The 17,072-nt window shown below is 71.9% G+C and carries 15 protein-coding genes and 1 tRNA gene; 6 read left to right on the top strand and 10 right to left on the bottom strand.

Translation table 11 applies throughout. The annotated features are described in order from the left end of the window. Positions 1-381: 381 nt before the first annotated feature. Positions 382-1,557, top strand: a complete 1,176-nt coding sequence (locus OG440_RS19020; protein ID WP_406008011.1) for an MFS transporter — start codon at positions 382-384, stop codon at positions 1,555-1,557. Positions 1,558-1,819: 262 nt separating this feature from the next. Here OG440_RS19020 and OG440_RS19015 read toward each other — a convergent pair whose 3' ends face one another. The 6 genes from OG440_RS19015 to OG440_RS18990 form a co-directional block, all read right to left on the bottom strand. Further along, entirely contained in the window at positions 1,820-3,499 is a 1,680-nt protein-coding gene (locus OG440_RS19015; protein ID WP_406008010.1) for a long-chain fatty acid--CoA ligase, read from the bottom strand. Between the two features lie 127 nt (positions 3,500-3,626). Next, positions 3,627-4,175 carry a SigE family RNA polymerase sigma factor gene (locus OG440_RS19010; RefSeq protein ID WP_406008009.1) on the bottom strand — a complete coding sequence of 183 codons (549 nt, stop codon included), beginning with the start codon at positions 4,173-4,175 and terminating at the stop codon, positions 3,627-3,629. Positions 4,176-4,477: 302 nt separating this feature from the next. After that, entirely contained in the window at positions 4,478-5,656 is a 1,179-nt protein-coding gene (locus OG440_RS19005) for a lipid-transfer protein (RefSeq protein WP_406008008.1), read from the bottom strand. After that, on the bottom strand, positions 5,653-6,135 hold the full coding sequence (locus OG440_RS19000) for a MaoC family dehydratase (protein ID WP_406008007.1): 483 nt from the start codon (positions 6,133-6,135) through the stop codon (positions 5,653-5,655). Before OG440_RS19000 ends, OG440_RS19005 begins: the two co-directional genes overlap by 4 nt. Further along, on the bottom strand, positions 6,132-7,154 hold the full coding sequence (locus OG440_RS18995) for a bifunctional MaoC family dehydratase N-terminal/OB-fold nucleic acid binding domain-containing protein (RefSeq protein ID WP_406008006.1): 1,023 nt from the start codon (positions 7,152-7,154) through the stop codon (positions 6,132-6,134). The genes OG440_RS19000 and OG440_RS18995 overlap by 4 nt, the downstream gene beginning before the upstream one ends. 386 nt (positions 7,155-7,540) lie before the next feature. Next, positions 7,541-7,855: a hypothetical protein gene (locus tag OG440_RS18990; RefSeq protein WP_406008005.1), complete on the bottom strand. Its 315-nt coding sequence runs from the start codon at positions 7,853-7,855 to the stop codon at positions 7,541-7,543. A gap of 361 nt (positions 7,856-8,216) precedes the next feature. On the opposite strand from OG440_RS18990, the gene OG440_RS18985 reads away from it, so the two are divergent. Beyond that, positions 8,217-9,110, top strand: coding sequence for a bifunctional DNA primase/polymerase (locus OG440_RS18985; protein WP_406008004.1), 894 nt, complete (start codon positions 8,217-8,219; stop codon positions 9,108-9,110). A gap of 215 nt (positions 9,111-9,325) precedes the next feature. Here the strand turns inward: OG440_RS18985 and OG440_RS18980 are convergent. Then, positions 9,326-9,412 (bottom strand) — tRNA-Ser (locus OG440_RS18980). A 493-nt stretch (positions 9,413-9,905) separates the two neighbouring features. Between OG440_RS18980 and OG440_RS18975 the strand changes: the two genes are divergently transcribed. Continuing rightward, a complete protein-coding gene (locus OG440_RS18975; protein WP_406008003.1) occupies positions 9,906-10,529 on the top strand; it encodes a hypothetical protein in 624 nt (207 codons plus the stop codon). A 120-nt stretch (positions 10,530-10,649) separates the two neighbouring features. Here the strand turns inward: OG440_RS18975 and OG440_RS18970 are convergent, their stop codons facing one another. Continuing rightward, positions 10,650-12,272 carry a S1C family serine protease gene (locus OG440_RS18970; RefSeq protein ID WP_406008002.1) on the bottom strand — a complete coding sequence of 541 codons (1,623 nt, stop codon included), beginning with the start codon at positions 12,270-12,272 and terminating at the stop codon, positions 10,650-10,652. A gap of 281 nt (positions 12,273-12,553) precedes the next feature. Here OG440_RS18970 and OG440_RS18965 point away from each other — a divergent pair, with 281 nt between their 5' ends. The 3 genes from OG440_RS18965 to OG440_RS18955 all read left to right on the top strand — a co-directional run bounded on the left by OG440_RS18965 (position 12,554) and on the right by OG440_RS18955 (position 15,469). Further along, the gene (locus OG440_RS18965; protein ID WP_406008001.1) at positions 12,554-13,390 is read left to right on the top strand and encodes a glycerophosphodiester phosphodiesterase; all 837 of its coding nucleotides are present in this window, start codon (positions 12,554-12,556) and stop codon (positions 13,388-13,390) included. A gap of 254 nt (positions 13,391-13,644) precedes the next feature. After that, on the top strand, positions 13,645-14,283 hold the full coding sequence (locus tag OG440_RS18960) for an ATP-binding protein (protein WP_406008000.1): 639 nt from the start codon (positions 13,645-13,647) through the stop codon (positions 14,281-14,283). Between the two features lie 220 nt (positions 14,284-14,503). Further along, positions 14,504-15,469 (top strand): DUF5926 family protein, encoded by a 966-nt coding sequence (locus OG440_RS18955; protein ID WP_406007999.1) that lies wholly within the window; start codon positions 14,504-14,506, stop codon positions 15,467-15,469. A 277-nt stretch (positions 15,470-15,746) separates the two neighbouring features. Here the strand turns inward: OG440_RS18955 and OG440_RS18950 are convergent, their stop codons facing one another. Both OG440_RS18950 and OG440_RS18945 read right to left on the bottom strand, forming a co-directional pair. Beyond that, entirely contained in the window at positions 15,747-16,301 is a 555-nt protein-coding gene (locus OG440_RS18950; RefSeq protein WP_406007998.1) for a hypothetical protein, read from the bottom strand. A gap of 56 nt (positions 16,302-16,357) precedes the next feature. Next, positions 16,358-17,023, bottom strand: coding sequence for a bifunctional DNA primase/polymerase (locus tag OG440_RS18945; protein ID WP_406007997.1), 666 nt, complete (start codon positions 17,021-17,023; stop codon positions 16,358-16,360). Positions 17,024-17,072 lie beyond the last annotated feature (49 nt).

Genomic DNA, 17,072 nt, shown 5'->3' with positions numbered 1-17,072 from the left:
CCATCGTAGCGAGGACCTAACCAACTAGTTGGTTGACAGGGAATTCCCGCTCATCGCAGACTGTTCCCCCTCCGTTCCAACCAACTGGTTGGTTGCCGGTCGGTCAGACGCCAGATGTCGGAGTGGGAGCACCGCGCCATGTCGCCCGAAACCACAGAAGCCCGCACAGAAGCCCGAGCACCCCGAGCACCCCGAGCACCCCGAGCACCCCGAGCACCCCGAGCACCCCGAGCACCCCGAGCACCCCGGGAGACGAACGAGACGAACGAGACGAGCGAGACGAGCGAGTCCAGGGAGACCCCGGAGAGCAGGGAGACCCGGGGGACGAGCAGGACCCAGGAGACGAACGAGACCCGGGAGAAGAACGAGACCCGGGAGGCCGTGCACTCGGCGGCCACGGGTCGCCGCAGGGAGTTGCTCCTCGTCCTCATCGCCCTCTGCACCGCCGTCACGGCCGGCAACATCTACCTCGCGGCCCCGCTGCTCCCCCTCATCGCCCACGACTTCGGCTCGGCGCCGTCGGCCGTGGCCTGGATCGCCTCGGTCGCCCAGTTCGGCTACGCGGCCGGCCTGCTCGTCTTCGCCCCGCTCGGCGACCGCGTGAACCGGCGCCGACTGGTCGCCGTCCTCTCCCTGGTCACCGCGGGAGCCCTGGCCGTCGCGGCCACGGCCGCCGGGACCGGCACGCTCGCGGCCGCCGTGTTCGTCGCCTCGGCCGCGACCGTCGTCCCGCAGCTCCTCGTGCCACTGGTCGCCGCCCGCGCCCCCGCCGACCGGCGCGCCCGGCACGTGGCCGCCGTCATCGCCGGGCTGTTCACCGGCATCGTCGCGGCCCGCGTCCTCGGCGGGCTCGCCGGGCAGGCCTTCGGCTGGCGGGCGGTGTTCGTCGGCGCGGCCGTCCTCACCACGATCCTGGGCCTGCTGACCGCGGCCGCCCTGCCCTCCGAACGCCACCACCCCCGCGAGGGCCACCTCTTCGCGGGCCTCACCGCGATGCCGGGCCTGGTGCGGCGCTCGCCCGAGCTGTGGCGGGCCTGCGTGCGGCAGGCCGGGATGTACGGCGCCTGGAGCGCCTTGTGGACCTCGCTGGCCCTGCTGCTGACGGGCGAGGGCGAGGGGTCCTACGGCCTGTCGACCGCGACCGCCGGCCTCTTCGGCCTCTTCGGACTGACGGCCAGCGTCGTCGCACCGCTGGCGGGCGGCCTGGTCGACCGTTTCGGGGCGGCGAAGGTCGTACGCAACGCGTACCTTCTCGCCGCCGTCTCGGTCCCGCTGTTCTGGCTGGGCGGCCAGGTGCTCGTGGCGCTCTTCGTGGCCGCGATCGTGATCCACGCGGCTCTCGTCGCGTCCCACGTCGCCAACCAGACCCTCGCCCTGACGACGACCTCGGCCCCGGCCACCGCCAACAGCGCCTACGTCGTCGCGGGCTTCGCCGGCGGCGCGACCGCCTCGGCCCTGGCCGGCCTCGCCTTCACACGGTTCGGCTGGGGTGGAGTCGTCGCGGTGGCGGGCGCGTGGCTGATCCTGGGCTGGACGACGACGACCGTACGACGGTGACGGCCGTACGACGACCGGCGCCGACGACCGTACGACGGTGACGGCCGTACGACGACCGGCGCCGGCGACCGTACGACGGTGAAGGCCGTACGCCGATGACGGCCGGCGTACGGCGATGAGGCCGGCCTACGGCGGTGAAGTCGGCCCACGGGGGTGAAGTCGGCCTACGACGGTGAAGCGGCGTGCGCCGGGCAGGGGCCGTGAGGTGCCTGCCCGGCGTGTGCCGCCGTACCGGTTGCCGCGTCACGCGGCGCGGGTGGGTTCAGAGCCGGGTGACGTCCAGCTCGCCCTCCGCGTACTGCCTGCGCAGCACCTTCTTGTCGAACTTGCCCACGCTCGTCTTCGGGACCGCCCCGATGATCGTCCAGCGCTCCGGGAGCTGCCACTTGGCGATCTGCCCCTCGGCGGCGAGGAAGGCGCGCAGGGCCTCGAAGTCCGTGCTGGCGCCCTCCCTGAGGACGACCGTGGCCAGCGGGCGCTCGCCCCACTTGTCGTCCGGGACGGCGACGACGGCGGCCTCGGCGACGTCCGGGTGGGACATCAGCGCGTTCTCCAGGTCCACCGACGAGATCCACTCGCCGCCGGACTTGATGACGTCCTTGGCGCGGTCGGTGAGGGTGAGGAAGCCGTCGGGGGAGATCGTGCCGACGTCGCCGGTCTTCAGCCAGCCGTCGTCGCTGAACTTGTCGGCGGGTCGCAGGGGCTCGCCGTCGGGGCCGTTGTAATAGGCGCCGGCGATCCACGCGCCGCGCACCTCCAGCTCGCCCGCGGACTCGCCGTCCCAGGGGAGGCGTTCGCCGCCGGGGCCGGTGAGGCGGCCTTCGACACCGGCCGGGAAGCGGCCCTGGGTGAGGCGGTAGCCGAACTCCTCGTCGGTGCCGACCGCGTGGGCCGGCGGGCGGGCGATGGTCCCGAGCGGGGAGGTCTCCGTCATGCCCCAGGCGTGGCAGACCCGCATGCCCAGCTCGTCGAAGGCGGCCATGAGGGAGGGCGGACACGCCGATCCGCCGATGGTGACCTGGGTGAGGGAGGAGACGTCGCGCGGCTTGGCGGTGAGCTCGGCCAGCAGACCCTGCCAGATGGTGGGGACGGCGGCGGCGTGGGTCGGCTTCTCGCTCTCGATCATCTCGGCGAGGGGCGCGGGCTGGAGGAAGCGGTCCGGCATCAGCATGTTGATGCCGGTCATGAAGGTGGCGTGCGGCAGTCCCCAGGCGTTGACGTGGAACTGCGGGACGACGACGAGCGTGGTGTCCTGGTCGGTCAGGCCCATCGACTCGGCCATGTTCACCTGCATGGAGTGCAGGTAGATCGAACGGTGGCTGTAGACCACGCCCTTGGGGTCGCCCGTGGTCCCGGATGTGTAGCACATGGCGGCGGCCTGGCGTTCGTCCAGCTCGGGCCAGTCGAAGCTCTTCGGCTTGTCCGCGATCAGCTCCTCGTACTCGTGCACGCGCGCGTGGGCGCCCTCGAGGAGCGAGCGGTCGCCCGGGCCGGAGACGACGACGTGTTCGACCGTGGGCAGCTTCGGCAGCAGAGGCGCGAGCAGCGGAAGCAGCGAGCCGTTGACTATGACGACCTTGTCGGCGGCGTGGTTGACGATCCACACCAGCTGCTCGGCCGGGAGGCGCAGGTTGAGGGTGTGCAGCACCGCGCCCATGGAGGGGATCGCGAAGTACGCCTCGACGTGCTCGGCGTTGTTCCACATCAGCGTCGCCACCCGGTCGTCGTCACGGACGCCGAGGTCGTCGCGCAGGGCGTTCGCCAGCTGCACCGCCCGGGTGCCCGCCTCGGCGAAACTGCGTCGCTGTGGTTCGCTCTCACCTGTCCAGGTGATGATCTGGGACCGGCCGTGCACCAGCACACCGTGCTCGAGGATGCGGGTCACGGTCAGCGGTACGTCCTGCATGGTGCTCAGCACGGCGTCCTCCCAGGGCGGCGACATTGCCTGCGCGGTGGTAACGGTTGTGCTGATTCTGCGCACATACCGCGCGGTATGTCACTAGGGAACGGTGATCGATCAGGTCACGCCGGGCCCCGGGTCGCGGCGCGGGCCCCGATAACGGGCCTCGTCAGCGGACGAGAACCAGCTCAGGGTCCTCGCGCAGCTTGCCCAGCGCCCGCGACACCGCCGACTTCACCGTGCCCACCGAGACCCCGAGCACCTCGGCCGTCTGGACCTCACTGAGATCCTCGTAGTACCTGAGGACCACCATCGCCCGCTGCCGCGCGGGCAGCTTCAGGATCGCCCGCCACATGGCGTCGTGCAGCGCCTGCCGCTCCGCCGGGTCGTCCGCGGAGACCACCGGATCCGGCTCCGGCAGCTCGTCGCACACGAACTCGTCGACCTTGCGCTTGCGCCACTGCGACGTACGGGTGTTCAGCAGGGCCCTGCGGACATAGCCGTCCAGCGCCCGGTGGTCCTCGATCCGCTCCCACGCGACGTACGTCTTGGTGAGCGCGGTCTGCAGCAGGTCCTCCGCGTCGCTCGGGTTCGCGGTCAGCGACCGCGCGGTGCGCAGCAGCACCGGCTGACGGGCCCTGACGTACGACGCGAAGGACGGGTACGGGGAAGGCCGCGTCATGCCGTTCGAAGCGCGGGTGCAGACGGGATTGGTCATGGCTCCACGCTAGGTTCGCGGCCCGCTCCGGCGGATCGGCCGCAGGTCCCGAAGGCGGATCCCTCTCAGGTTGTAGGGGTGGTGCCCGCCCCACCTCCTGAAGGTGGACGAGACGACGGCGACTACTACGGGATGACCCCTGGGTGCTCATCCCTCCGCGGCCCGTCCCCGGCTTCCTCCACAGCTCCCTCCACGGCATCCGCCGGGCTTCCGCCGGGCCTCCTCCGCGACTCCCTCAGGGGCTTCCTCCGGGGCTTCATCCGGGCTCCTCCCAGGGCTCTTTGTGCGGCTCGGTCCGCCGCTCAGGCCGCCGCTCCGTCCGCCGTCAGGACCAGGCCCGACGTCGGTACGCCGGTCCCCGCCGTCACCAGGGTCCGGGCGGCCCCCGGGACCTGGTTCACGGAGGTGCCGCGCAGCTGCCGTACCGCTTCCGCCACACCGTTCATCCCGTGGAGGTAGGCCTCGCCGAGCTGACCGCCGTGGGTGTTCAGCGGCAGCCGGTCCTCCGAGACGAAGGCCGGGGCCTCGCCCGGGGCGCAGAAACCGAACTCCTCCAGCTGCATCAGCACGAACGGCGTGAAGTGGTCGTACAGGATCCCCACGTCGATGTCGGCCGGCGCCAGGCCGGAGCCGCGCCACAGCTGGCGGGCGACCACGGACATCTCCGGCAGGCCCGTCAGGTCGTCGCGGTAGAAGCTGGTCATCTGCTCCTGGGCCCGGCCGGCGCCCTGGGCGGCCGCGGTGATCACGGCGGGCGGCTGCGGCAGGCCCCGGGCCCGTTCCACCGAGGTGACGACCAGTGCCTGGCCGCCGTCCGTCTCCTGGCAGCAGTCCAGCAGCCTGAGCGGCTCGGCGATCCACCGCGAGGCCGCGTGGTCGGCGCGGGTGATCGGCCGTCGGTGGAAGTACGCCGCCGGGTTCGCCGCCGCGTGCCGACGGGCCGTGACGGCGACCGGCCCGAATGCGTCCTCCGGGGTCAGCCCGTACGTGTGCAGATAGCGCTGCGCCGCCATCGCCACCCAGGAGGCGGGCGTCAGCAGCCCGAACGGCAGCGTCCAGCCGAGCGCCGTCCCCTCCGCCGACGGTTCGCGGTGCCGCACACCCGAACCGAAGCGACGCCCCGACCGCTCGTTGAACGCCCGGTAGCAGACCACGACGTCGGCCACCCCGGCCGCGACGGCGAGCGCCGCCTGCTGCACGGTCGCGCAGGCCGCCCCGCCGCCGTAGTGGACCCGCGAGAAGAAGGACAGCTCCCCCATGCCGCAGGCCTGCGCCACGGTGATCTCCGGGCTGGTGTCCATCGTGAACGTCACCAGCCCGTCCACGTCGGTGGGCGTGAGTCCCGCGTCGGCGAGAGCCGCCCGCACGGACTCCACCGCCAGCCGCAGTTCGCTGCGCCCCGAGTCCTTGGAGAACTCGGTCGCCCCGATGCCGACGATCGCCGCCCGGCCGCCGAGGGAGTCCCGCGTCCGCACGCTCATCCCGCGCCTCCCGGCGGGACGACGACGACAGCAGCGGTCTCGGTGTCAGCAGCGGCGACGGAAGAGGAGGAAGGGGAGGAAGGGGAGGAGGAAGAGGAAGCGGGCACGGTGAGGGTCACCGTGCCGGTGACGTGTCTGCCGATCCCGTTGTCCCCGGCGACCCGCACCACGGCCGTCTCCCCGTCGAACTCCTCGACCCTGCCTCGTAACACCATGGTGTCTCCCGGGTAGTTGGGGGCCCCGAGCCGGATGGCGACCTTGCGGAGCACGGCCGTCGGACCGAAGTGGTCGGTGACGTACCGGCCGACCAGCCCGTTGGTGGTGAGGATGTTCATGAAGATGTCGGGCGATCCCTTCCGCCGGGCCGATTCAGGGTCGTGGTGGACGTCCTGGTAGTCCCGCGAGGCGAGGGCGCCGGCGACGATCAGGGTCGGGGTGATCCCGATCTCCAGCGGCGGCAGCTCGTCACCGGCCTTCATGCGACCGCCTCCCCGGCGCGCGGGCGGAACACGGGCAGCACCAGTTCGCCGTCCGCGTCGTCGTAACCCCGGAACTCCAGCTCCACCGGCATACCGATCCGCACCTTGTCGTACGGCACGTCGACCACGTTGCTGATGATGCGGACGCCCTCGGCGAGCTCGATCAGGCCGATCGCGTAGGGCGGGGAGAAGGCCGGGAAAGGCGGGTGGTGCATCACGACGTACGAGAAGACCGTGCCCTCGCCGCTCGCCTCGACGGTGTCCCACTCCGCCGAGCCGCAGGCGTTGCAGCCGGGGAGCCAGGGGAAGCGGAGCCCGGCGCAGGCGGTGCAGCGCTGGACGAGGAGGCGGTGGCGCCGGACGCCCTCCCAGAAACCGGCGTTGTCCCGGTTGACGACGGGCCGCGGTCGCCGCGGCGCTTCTTCCCGGCCCCGCCCCTCCCGGCCCCGAACCTCCTGGCCCCGCGCTTCCTGTGCTCGCCTGTTCGGTGCGTCGGTGCTCGGCACCTTCGTGCTCGCTGCGTGCGTGCTCGGTGCGTGCGCGCTCGGCGCGTACTTGAGGATGCGGAAGCGGTGGGTGCCGACCAGCACCTCACCCACCCGCACGTCCGTCCGGGTCGTGACGAAGTACCCGGTGCCCAGCTTGGTGGTCTTCCGCGGCGAGACGGACTCGATCACGGTGTCGAAGACGACCTCGTCCCCCGGCCGCAGTGGACGCAGGTACTCCTGCTCGCAGTCGGTGGCGACGACCGAGGTACAGCCCGCCTCGTCCAGGAGCGAGAGCAGCTCGCCGTAGGCCTGCGCGCGCCCCTCGTGGCCGTTCAGGCCGCCCATGATCCAGGCCTGGAGCATGGTGGGCGGGGCGATCGCGCCGGCGCCGGTGTACGCGGGGTTCCGGTCGCCCATCGCCTCGCACCAGTGCCGGATCATGGGCGCGTTGACCGGGTCCCGGCCCGCGCCCGCGACCGCCGCGGAGCGGCCCTCGTAGGCCTCGAGCCGCGCGTGGAGCTCGTCGTCCACGGCCGTTCTCCTTCCGGCGGAAAGGCTTGCCAGGACTTACCGGGAACGGTTTCTGACTGTCCGTCAGAAACCGGCCTCTGTCAAGGTCACTTCCGCGTACACAAACGCCTGCGCGGCGGCACCGAAGCACCGCCGCGCAGACGCGTCCCCCTACCCCCTTCACCCCTCGCGGCCCCCACAGCCCCTGCCCCGGACCACCCCCGGGCTTCTGCCACCCCCCGGCCCCCCACAGCTCCCCACTGCCCCTGCCCCTGGGCCACCCCTGGCCCCCTCCCCAGCCCCCCGGCACAAAGACCCCCTCCGGTACCGGGATCGGGACCGCGGGCCTCCACCGCGGCCGCCGCCGCAGCCGCCGCCACCGGCCGCTGGGCGCCGACCCCCTCAGGTCACCACCACAACGGGGTGAAGGTGAGCGCGACGTTGCTGTTGCCCTGGTTGACCGCGGTGAACGGGGACCTGTTGACCTGCGCGGTATTGCTCTGATTCGAGGCACCCGAACCTACGGCGTTCTGCTGTGTGGTGGCCGAGTTGCCGCTGTTGTCGCGCCCGACCCCGCTGCCGGTGACGCTCGCGACACCCGCGTTCGATCCGTCGTCCGCGAAGCCACCGTTGTCCGCCACCGCGACGCCGCCGAAGAGGGCGGCTGCCAGCGGGAGGGCGGAGACGGCGGCGATGGCGCGGACGGTACGGATGCTTGCCATGGTGTTCCTCCAGAACGGAAGTACGTGAGTACCCGAAGGGCATGAAATACGGCTTCGACCTGGGCAGTTGGCCGACCGCCCCGGCGCTTGTGACGACGTCGCGAGACCAGAGTTGCCCACCGAATCCCCGGCGAACCACCCCGGAAGCCCCAATTCGCACGCAAGCGTGATGACATGTCGATAAACCCGAGCGCCACTTTTCTTTCCCATGACGTCATAACCCCCGACAATTCGGACGCCTACTCTCCGGACCCCACAAGGGGCGAAGCGTTCCCGCACTTTTCCGCCCCGGCCGGCCTCCTTCGGGCGCGTCGCGGCCCACCCTCTTCCCATTATCGAACGTATGTACGACACTACTTCCATGGCCACCACCGACCGGTACTCCCGGCAGGCCACCACGCTGGCCCTCGCCCACGCCCTGTCGGCCGCCGAACGCGGCCTGGCCGTCATCCCCCTGTCCCGGACGAAACTCCCGGCCCTGCGCTCCCCCCACCGCGACGCCCCCGAGCCGGCGGGACCGCCCTGCCACGGCGAGTGCGGCCGCTTCGGCCACGGCGTGTACGACGCCTCCACCGACCCGGCCCGCATCCGCGCGCTGTTCGCCGCCGCACCCTGGGCCACCGGCTACGGCATCGCCTGTGGCCTGCCCCCGCACCACCTGATCGGCGTCGACCTGGACACCAAGTCGGACACGGACTCCACGGCCACCCTGCGCGAACTGGCCCTGCGCCACCTCTTCACCATCCCGCCCACGATCGTCGTCCTCACCCCCTCCGGCGGGCGGCACCTGTGGCTCACCGGGCCGCCGGACGTCGTCGTCCCCAACTCGGCCGGCCGTCTCGCCCCCGGCATCGACATCCGGGGCGCCGGCGGCTACCTGGTCGGCCCCGGCTCCCGCACCGCCCACGGCGTCTACGCCACCGCCCCCGGCACCGCCCACCTCACCCCCGCACCCTGCCCGCGCTCCCTCCTGCGCCTGCTGCTGCCACCGCCGCGCTCCCCACGCACGGGGCCCGGCTCGCCGGCGGGCGGCGCACACGGCCGGGGCCTGGTCCAGTTCGTCCTGGCCGCTCACGAAGGGCAACGCAACACGCGGCTGTTCTGGGCGGCCTGCCGGGCCTACGAGGACGGCATCGGCCCGGAGTTGACGGAGGACCTGGTCGAGGCGGCCGTACGGATCGGCCTCACGGCACGGGAGGCACGGGGCACGATCACATCGGCGGCCCGCATGACCACCCACCGCCCCGAACCGTGACAGCCCCCGACGCTCCACGGTCAGCACAAGCGCCGTGCCGGGTCGTCGGCCGCGTGGGCTGGTCACCGAGGGGCCGGTGAACCCTGGCCGCAGGTCGGCCGCGCGCCGGTCAGAGGTGGGACACCGGCGGACCGGGGCGAGCCAAGGCCACGCAGAAGGGGCACCACTCCGGAGAGTGGCACCCCTTCTGACCTGCAAGTCTCTGACCTGCCAAGCGGTGGGTGTGGGATTTGAACCCACGGTGACATCGCTGCCACGACGGTTTTCAAGACCGTTCCCTTAGGCCGCTCGGGCAACCCACCTGCGCCCCTGCCCACCTGGGGCGGAGCGGATACAGACTACCGGGCGTGGACTCCGATCGGGGAGCATGGTCCACACGGGGCCCACTGGCGCACGTTCCGGGCTCCGGCGCCGCCTGTCTCGCACCGGTCCCTGGTCCCACGCCGGCCCGTAGTAAGCCTCTGCTCGGCGCGGCCAGGCCCATCCTCTTGGAACACGACCCTCTGGTCCGGAGGCTCGGGCGACACGCCGCGCCATGGGGGTCGAGGCTGAAGCCTGCTGGGCGAACGGCGCGAGGTGATCGGCGGCCCTCGATGACCCAGAGGCGGGGCGAGGAGAAGCAACCTCGTTGCCTGGCAATCACGTTGGCCATGTCACGGGTACGTGACGGCGCCGTCCGGGAACAAGGACCGACGCATCCGATCTGGTCCTGAGCCCCTCATAGTGATCAAGCACGGACTGAGGAACCGACCGCACCTCAGCCTCAAACAATCGATCACGCAGGGGAATTGACCCATGATCCGCAACCGTCGCAAGGCCTTCCTCGTCTCCGCCGCACTCCTGGGCAGCACCCTGCTGATGACGGCCTGCAACCAGGGCGACGACGCCGCCGACAGCTCCTCCGGCAAGGCCGACACGTCCGCGACGGCGAGCAAGTCCGGCACCAAGGGCGCCGGCGGGACCTCCGCGTCCCCCTCCGGTTCCGGTTCCGGGAACACGTCCGGCAGTGGCAGCACGTCCGGCTCCGGTAGCACGTCCGGTGGCAGCAGTACGTCGGGCGGCAGCAGCGCGTCCGGTTCCGGGAGCACGTCCGGCTCCGGCGAGACCGTCGTGGAGGGCCTCGACAAGGGCAAGGGCGTCAGCGGCACCTGGTACGGCATCGTGCGGTACGTGGCGCCCGGCAAGTACCTGGTCGACGGTCCTGCGGCCCAGGGCTCCGGCGGTGAGCAGCAGGCCTTCTACCTCGCCGAGGACACCGTGATCCTGGGCGGGGGCCAGATCTGCGGCACCGCCGGCTCGAAGGTGGACGCCCCGTGCGAGGAGGCCGACCTGGAGAAGGCCGCCAAGAAGGGCGTGGAGGCCGAGGTCGTCATCGCGAACGGCACAGCCACTCAGATCACCGACGGTGCGCTTCTCTGATGCCGTAGCCCGCAACGCGTAGAGGCGGTCTGCTCCGGACGTATGACTTCCGGGGCGGACCGCCTCACTCATTGCTGTGGGAGCCGGACGTACTCCTGCGTGGCTCGGGGTGGGGTGGTGTCAGCTGTCGCCCTTGCGGGAGCCGAGGGTGAGGTCGACGGTGTGGGACTTGCCGTCGCGCTCGTAGGTGATCGTGACCTTGTCGCCGGGCTGGTGGGTCCAGATCTCGCCGATGAGGGTCGGGCCGCTGTCGATCACCATGTCGTCGAGCTTGACGATGACGTCGCCGGGCTTGAGGCCGGCCTGGGCCGCCGGGCCGCCCGACTCGACCGCGGAGGCGCCGCCCTCGGCCGTGTCGGTGATCTTCGCGCCCTCCGTGGAGTCCGCCAGGGAGACGGACGCGCCGATCTTGGCGTACACCGGCTCGCCGGTCTTGATCAGCTGCTGGGCGACGTATTTGGCCTGGTTGATCGGGATGGCGAAGCCGAGGCCGATCGAGCCGGACTGGGTGGTGCCGCCCAGGCCACCGCTGCCGGTGGACTGGATCGCGGAGTTGATGCCGATGACGTTGCCCGAGGCGTCCAGCAGCGGGCCGCCGGAGTTGCCCGGGTTGATCGAGGCGTCCGTCTGGAGGGCGCTCATGTAGGAGGCGGCGCTGCTGGTGCCGTCGCTGGAGGCCACCGGGCGGTTCTTCGCGCTGATGATGCCCGTGGTGACCGTGTTGGAGAGGCCGAAGGGGGCGCCGATCGCGATCGTGGAGTCGCCGACCGCCACCTTGTCGGAGTCGCCGAGGGCGAGCGGCTTCAGGTCCGAGGGGGCGTTCTTGAGCTTGATGACGGCGACGTCGTAGCCCTGGGCGTGCCCGACGACCTCGGCGTCGTACTTCTTGCCGTCCGGGAAGGTGGCCGTCACCTTGCCGCCGTCGACCGCGTCCGCGACGACATGGTTGTTGGTGACGATGTGACCCTGGGTGTCGAAGACGAAGCCCGTACCGGTGCCGCCCTCGCCGCTGCTGGACTCGGCCTCGATGGTGACCGTGCTGGGCAGCGCCGTGGCGGCCACCCCGGCGACCGTGCCCGGGTCGCGCTTGACGTCGCCGCTGTTGGTGGAGGCGGCGACGGTCGTCGAGCCGGTGTCGTCGTCGTTCTTGGCCAGCGTGTAGCCGAGTCCGCCGCCCAGGCCGCCCGCGACCAGCGCGGCGACCAGGATGGCGGCGACGAGCCCGCCGCGGCCACGGCCCGACTTGGGCGCGGGCTGCTGGTAGGAGGCACCCCAGACGGTCCCGTCGTGGCCACCGGGGCCGCCCGGTCCGCCGACCCCGGCGTGACCGCCGGCGGCGACGTCGCCGGAGCCGGGGGCGCCGTACGCGTGCGTGCCCGCGCCGGCGTCGGCGTAGAGGGGCGTCGTCGGGGCCGGGTTCGGCCAGTCGTCGACGGCGGCCGGGGCTGCCTGCGGCGCAGGGGCGGCCTGCGGGGCGGTCGGCGGCGGCCAGTCGCCCTCGGTCGGGGCAGACGCCCCCTGGGGCGCGGTGGGCGGCGGCCAGTGGCCCTCGGGCGCACCCGCGGGGGCGTGGCCGGCTTCCGGAGCCTGCGCGGGCGCCGCCGGGAGCGGAGTCGTGGGCGCGCCGGCATCGGGCGCGGGCGCCTGCGGGGAGGCCGAGGGAGAATCCACCGGCACGGGGGGTGCGGACGGGGCCGGGGGTACCTGGGTGCCCTCGTTCTTGCCCTCGTTCTCGGTGCTCACAGCTCTTCTCCTCGATCCACGGCTGTTGTCGTCGGTCGCACTAGGTCGGACTCGTCGGCACTCGTCACGCTTTCGCGCGCTTTGTCGTCGACCCGGCGCGCTGAAGCTGTGCATGTGCTTTCGTACGTCTCAGCTTTTCCCACGGGCCGTCAGAGCACCATAAGCGGTGGCTGTGGGTCCTTGGCCATTCCTTATATAGGTCATTACGCACAATAAGTGCGCATCATCGAAACATCTCAGAGGGTTCTCAGACGACCGGGTGCCGATGGCACCATGACGCGGTGACCCACGCACGGCAGCACCACATTCAAGTCGTCGCCCACCGCGGGGCTTCCGAGGAGGCCCCCGAGCACACCCTGGCCGCGTACAAGAAGGCGATCGAGGACGGTGCGGACGCCCTCGAATGCGACGTACGGCTGACCGCGGACGGCCATCTCGTCTGCGTGCACGACCGTCGCGTCAACCGTACGTCCAACGGCCGCGGGGCGGTCTCCGCCCTGGAGCTCGCCGACCTCTCGGCGCTGGACTTCGGCTCCTGGAAGACACGGGAGGCCCGCGAGGCCTGGCACGCGCGCGTGGAGGACCCCGACTGGGAGGTCCGGCCCGAGGACCGCGAGGAGACCTCCGTCCTGACCCTGGAGCGGCTGCTGGAGCTCGTCTCCGACGCGGGGCGCCGGGTGGAACTGGCCATCGAGACCAAGCATCCGACGCGCTGGGCCGGACAGGTGGAGGAGCGGCTGCTGGTGCTGCTGAAGCGGTTCGGCCTGGACGCGCCGGCCTCGGCGGCCGAGTCCCCGGTGCGGATCATGAGTTTCTCGGCCCGCTCGCTGCATCGCGTGCGTGCCGCCGCGCCCACGGTGCCGACGGTCTACCTCATGCAGTTCGTCTCGCCCCGGCTGCGCGACGGGCGGCTGCCCGCGGGGGTCGGGATCGCCGGCCCCTCGATCCGGATCGTGCGCAACCATCCGGCGTACATCGAGCGCCTGAAGGCGGCCGGCCACCAGGTGCACGTGTGGACGGTGAACGAGCCGGAGGACGTCGATCTCTGCGTCGAGCTGGGCATCGACGCCATCATCACCAACCGCCCGCGCGAGGTGCTGCGCCGACTGGGCCGCTGAGCTGCCGGGCCGCCAAGCTTCTCAGCCGCCGAACCGCTGCGCTGCCCAGCCGCCGAGTGCCCGAGTTACGGCACAGAGGTCACAGAGGTCACAGAAGTCACACAAGCCCCGTCCACCCCGTCCATACCTCTTGACCGCACAGCGGCGTTACAGCATCCTCCGTTCTCAGCCATACCGTCCAAATTCAGCCACTCACTGACAGGCCCCTCACAGGGAGTGCTCCGGCGCGTTCGGTCCGTGTTCGACCAAGCCGAATGCGTCGCAGAGGCCGCATTGGCCGGTTTCCGGTACAGGCCAATGGGGCATCCACACCGTGGCGTGGGGCGAAGGAGGTCTCGGGGGTGGCGTTGGTGGTGGCACAGGAGGTGCCCGCGTCGTCGAGCATGGCCGTATCCCATGGCCCGGCGGGCGTGGGGAACGCGCGACACCGCATGCGCGATCAGCTGCGCAGGGGCGGGGTGTCGGAAACGGTCATCGACGACGCCGTACTGATCCTTTCCGAACTTTTGAGCAACGCGTGCAAGCACGGCAGACCGCTGGGCGACGCCCTGGCCGGGGACGGCGACGTCCGGGCGGCGTGGCGCGTCGATCCGGGAGGCCGGCTGGTGGTCGAGGTGACCGACGGCGGCGGTCCGACCCGTCCGGCCCCGGCCACCCCCTCCGTCACCGCGCACGGTGGCCGCGGACTCAACATCATCACGGCGCTGGCCGACGACTGGGGCGTGCGGGACGACGCCCGTGGCGAGGTCACCGTGTGGGTCGTCGTCCACGCCGACGTGTACGACCCGGACGCGGGCTGCCGGCGCGACGACTTCGCGTCCCGGGTCGCGGCCCCGTCGGTGGCGTCGATGCCCGGCCTGGACTTCGCGGACGCCTTCGACGACCTGGACTAGACCGGAAGCGGTCGCAAGCGGTTCGGAAGCAGTGCGAAGCGGTCGAGGTCGGCCGGGGTGGCCCGGAGCCGGGGCCCGAGACGGGGCCGGAGAAACGCGCGGGGCGGGGCGCGGTGATCGTTGTCCACAGCCCCCGCGTCGTCCACAGGTTCCCGTGACGGAGCGTACGAACGGCTAGGCTCCCGCCGTACCAGACGAGCCGTAGCCGGGAGACACCCAGATGGCCAAGAAGCGACCCCAGACGAAGGCCAAGCGGCCGCAGCCCACCGACGCGGACATCCCGGTCGTCGGCGCGCGGGAGCCCTGCCCCTGCGGCAGCGGCCGCCGCTACAAGGCCTGTCACGGCCGGGCCGCCGCACATGCCGTGACCGAGTTGGTGCAGCGTCCCTTCGAGGGCCTGCCGGGCGAGGGCGACTGGGTGGCGCTGCGCGAGCTGGTGCCGGCCGCCACGGTCGAGCTGACGCTGAAGGACGGTCTGCCCGAGGGCGTCCCGTCCGTCACGCTCGCCACCGTGCTGCCGATGGCCTGGCCCGCCCTGCGCCGCGACGACGGCTCGGTGCTGCTCGGTCTGCAGAACGACACGCCGTCGGGCGACATCAGCCGCGACCTGGCCGACACCTTGCGGCGGGCGCTGGAGGCGGACCCCGGCACTCCGGTGCAGGCGCGCCGCGCCCCGGCCGACGGTCCGCGGATGCAGGATCTGCTCGCCGCCGAAGGCGCGTTCGAGCCAGTTGTGCACAGCGGCTTCGAATTCTGGGTCCCGGACCCGGAGAACGCCGCGCCGGAGGTGGCCGCCTCCCTGGAGCGCGCCAACGCGGCGGCGATCCCGACCGTGAAGCTGACCGGAGTGGACGCCGCGTACTGGTGCGAGACGCCGGACAAGAACCACCTGCGCTGGGTCATGCCGCACCCGGAGGAGCGGCTTTTGGACGCCCTCGCGCGGCTGCACGCGGCGGGCCGTTCGAGCCTCGGCGAGGGCACGCGCCTGGTCGGCTCCTTCCGGGCGCACGGTCTGACGGTGCCGGTCTGGGACCTGCCGAGCGCGGTCACGGCGGACGACGTGGAGAAGCCGGCCACCGAGTTCGCCGAGCGGCTCGCCGCCGCCCTGGCCTCGGACGCACCGCTCACCGCCGAAGAGCGGCGCGCGCGGGGCGGCCTGACCAACCGACAGGTGACGCTCAGCTGACACACGGGTACGGACCCCGGCCGGACTGACCGACCGGTCAGCATCGCGCCCGTCGGCGGGTGGCGTGACTCCGCTCACAACTGCCGCCCGCTCAGGGTGAGTCGGCGCGAGAAAGGCCGATTCGCCGGTGTCCGGAATACCGATGAAAACAAGAGATCGAATTTGCTTGGAGCAGATCTCTTGTTACCGTTCGAGTTGCCCGGTTGCTGATGCATCCCCCGTCGTCAGCAACCGGGTTTTTTCCTGCCCGGCGCCGTTTACAGGCTGCGGTCGAACGTCAACTGCCCGTATCAGCGCGGGAGTTGCTCCCGGAGCGCAGGAGCAGTGGCCCGTCGTCGGTCGCTCGCGCGAATTCCGCGATCGCTGTGTACGCCGCCAGTTCGCCGCGGGTCCGTTCATGCGGTGTCTCGCAGGATTCCGGCTCGTCCTCGGCGCCCACCGCGCAGCGCGTCCGCACGGTGCGCCCCTCGGGCCCCATGAGGCTCAGGAAAGCGTCCAGGGCGCGTCCGGTGGCGTTGCGGTAGTAGGTGCGCGCCCAGCTGTCCTCGCCCTGGGACAGCACGCAGGTCTGCGCCTCCACGCCGTCGGGGGAGGTGAGTTCGGGGCCGCAGCGGGCGGCGGTGGCCAGCCCCAGGCCGAGCAGCAGCGGGGACCGGGAGGGCGCGACGGGCGGCGCCTTCGGATCCGTACCGCCGGTCGCGCGTGCGTCGGACACGTCGACGGCGTCGGCCGTACGCCCTTCGTCGCCGGCCGGCCCCGCGGACGCCATGGCCAGAGGCAGCGCGATCGCGCCTGCCACGGCGCCCCCGAGGGCGAGGAGACGAAGGTTCATGTAGCGGAAGATAGAGGGCGAACGCCGGTGTCCTGTCCGGCGCGCGCCCGACACCCCTACAACTCGGGCGCGCTCACACCCGTACGAGTGAGGGCGTCGACGACGGCGTCCACCACGGCCTCGACGTCGGGCACCCAGGGCGAGGCCGAACCGGGGAGCGGCGCGCGCTCCCACCGGATGTCGCCGCGGCCCGTCTCGGACGGAGGCAGGGCGATGTAGCCGCCCTCGCCGTGGAACCGCAGGGAGCCGGGCACGAAGTCCTTGGCGTAGAGCAGCTCACCCAGCTGCTCCATCGTGTAGGGCCGGACGAGGAACGACCAGCGGGTGGGCGAGGCCACGACCGGGCCGAGGCGGATGCCCTGCCGGTCGAGCGCCACGAGCGCGCGCGAGGCCGCGAGGGCGGGGAGGCTGACCGCGCAGGGAGCCGTACCCCCGGTGGCCAGGATGATCGGTGCGGTCGGCCGGTTGGTCCACCACCAGCGCACCATGCGCGCTTCGGTGGTGGCCGCGAGAAGGCCGGGGTCGAAGGGGTGAGCACCGGGGACCGTGCACTCCGGGTCGGGACAGCCGCAGCGGGAACGCCCCTGCGGGTCCGCCGTCACGCCCGGGAGGACGGGCCACTGCCATTCCGTCGCGAAGGTCAGGGCCGAGTCGATCAACTCAGGTCCGCTGTCGCTGGACTGGGACAGGAGCCTGCGTCGCTTTCCGAGGATCTCGCGCATGAGCGCTCGTTCCTTTCCGTTGCACCGCTGGCAACACCGTGGGCCACAT

The organism is Streptomyces sp. NBC_00637 (assembly GCF_045161545.1).
GTDB lineage: Bacteria > Actinomycetota > Actinomycetes > Streptomycetales > Streptomycetaceae > Streptomyces.
Note: the sequence above shows the minus strand (reverse complement) of the source record. Positions and strands in the feature narration are given on the sequence as shown.

Excerpts from the sequence above, each read along its gene's own strand:
- OG440_RS19015 (WP_406008010.1), bottom strand. The coding sequence starts at position 3,499 with ATGTCGCCGCCCTGGGAGGACGCCGTGCTGAGCACCATGCAGGACGTA.
- OG440_RS18960 (WP_406008000.1), top strand. The coding sequence starts at position 13,645 with ATGCGTCGCAGAGGCCGCATTGGCCGGTTTCCGGTACAGGCCAATGGG.
- OG440_RS19010 (WP_406008009.1), bottom strand. The coding sequence starts at position 4,175 with ATGACCAATCCCGTCTGCACCCGCGCTTCGAACGGCATGACGCGGCCT.
- OG440_RS19000 (WP_406008007.1), bottom strand. The coding sequence starts at position 6,135 with ATGAAGGCCGGTGACGAGCTGCCGCCGCTGGAGATCGGGATCACCCCG.
- OG440_RS18985 (WP_406008004.1), top strand. The coding sequence starts at position 8,217 with ATGGCCACCACCGACCGGTACTCCCGGCAGGCCACCACGCTGGCCCTC.
- OG440_RS18955 (WP_406007999.1), top strand. The coding sequence starts at position 14,504 with ATGGCCAAGAAGCGACCCCAGACGAAGGCCAAGCGGCCGCAGCCCACC.
- OG440_RS19005 (WP_406008008.1), bottom strand. The coding sequence starts at position 5,656 with ATGAGCGTGCGGACGCGGGACTCCCTCGGCGGCCGGGCGGCGATCGTC.
- OG440_RS18945 (WP_406007997.1), bottom strand. The coding sequence starts at position 17,023 with ATGCGCGAGATCCTCGGAAAGCGACGCAGGCTCCTGTCCCAGTCCAGC.
- OG440_RS18990 (WP_406008005.1), bottom strand. The coding sequence starts at position 7,855 with ATGGCAAGCATCCGTACCGTCCGCGCCATCGCCGCCGTCTCCGCCCTC.
- OG440_RS18975 (WP_406008003.1), top strand. The coding sequence starts at position 9,906 with ATGATCCGCAACCGTCGCAAGGCCTTCCTCGTCTCCGCCGCACTCCTG.
- OG440_RS18950 (WP_406007998.1), bottom strand. The coding sequence starts at position 16,301 with ATGAACCTTCGTCTCCTCGCCCTCGGGGGCGCCGTGGCAGGCGCGATC.